The following is a 1,077-nucleotide window of genomic DNA, read 5'->3' as shown; positions in this document are numbered from 1 at the left end:
GGGTGGAGGTGTGGATGAACTCGATGATCGCTGCCAGCTGGTGGTGCTCGGGGCCGGAGCCGCCGACCGCATGGCCGGCCAGCATCACCAGCATCGGCCGCAGGCGTTTGCCGCCAGCGGAGATGATGTGGTCGGCGATCTGGTTGATCAGCACCACATCCGAGGACAGCCGGCGGCGGATCAGGGCATCGACGGCAGCCATGTCGACTGCGGCAAGCGACTGGATCTGGGACAGGCCCAGGGCGGGACGGGTGTCTTCAGTGATGGTCATGCGATCAGGCTTTCAGGCTCATCCCTGATTATAGGCGTTGCCTGTGAATTGGGGAGGAAACCGGGGGCCAGGCCACCGCCGCGCGCCACCGGGCGTGGCGTCTGGCGTGAATACGTATGCAGGCAGCGCCATCGTCGTGGGCCGCCGCTAAGCTTGCGGGAGTTGGTTTTCGGCCCGCTTCCAGCGGGTCCCGCATGCCCGGAGGGGGGCTGTCGATGTCGCACTATCCATGGTGGCGCGGAGCCGTCATCTACCAGATCTACCCGCGCAGTTTCCTCGACGCCAACGGCGACGGGGTAGGCGACCTGCCCGGCATCATCCAGCGCCTGGACCATATCGCCGCGCTGGGCGTGGATGCGATCTGGATCTCGCCGTTCTTCCGATCGCCGATGGCCGACTTCGGGTATGACATCGCCGACTACCGCGATGTCGATCCGCTGTTCGGCAGCCTGGACGACTTCGACCGGCTGCTGGCCAAGGCCCACGGCCTGGGCCTGAAGGTGATGATCGACCAGGTGCTCAGCCACACCTCGATCGAGCACGCCTGGTTCCGCGAGAGCCGCCAGGACCGCAGCAACCCGAAGGCGGACTGGTATGTGTGGGTGGATCCGCGCGAGGACGGCACGCCCCCCAACAACTGGCTGTCGCTGTTCGGCGGCGGTGCCTGGCAGTGGGAGCCGCGCCGCGAGCAGTACTACCTGCACAACTTCCTGGTGGACCAGCCGGACCTGAATTTCCACAACCCGCAGGTGCAGCAGGCGACCCTGGACAACGTGCGCTTCTGGCTGGACCGGGGTGTGGATGGC

Annotated in this window: 2 protein-coding genes; one reads left to right on the top strand and one right to left on the bottom strand. The window is 66.4% G+C overall.

What is annotated here, in order from left to right:
• The coding region (locus AC1VAN_RS22685) for a polyprenyl synthetase family protein (RefSeq protein WP_480986847.1) at positions 1-271 on the bottom strand (271 nt) is incomplete at its 3' end.
• Between the two features lie 215 nt (positions 272-486).
• On the opposite strand from AC1VAN_RS22685, the gene AC1VAN_RS22680 reads away from it, so the two are divergent.
• The coding region (locus AC1VAN_RS22680; protein ID WP_480986846.1) for an alpha-amylase family glycosyl hydrolase at positions 487-1,077 on the top strand (591 nt) is incomplete at its 3' end.

Source organism: Stenotrophomonas sp. 05L44_2 (assembly GCF_056665995.1).
The sequence above is the reverse complement of the archived record's forward strand: the minus strand, read 5'-3'. Positions and strand labels throughout refer to the sequence as shown.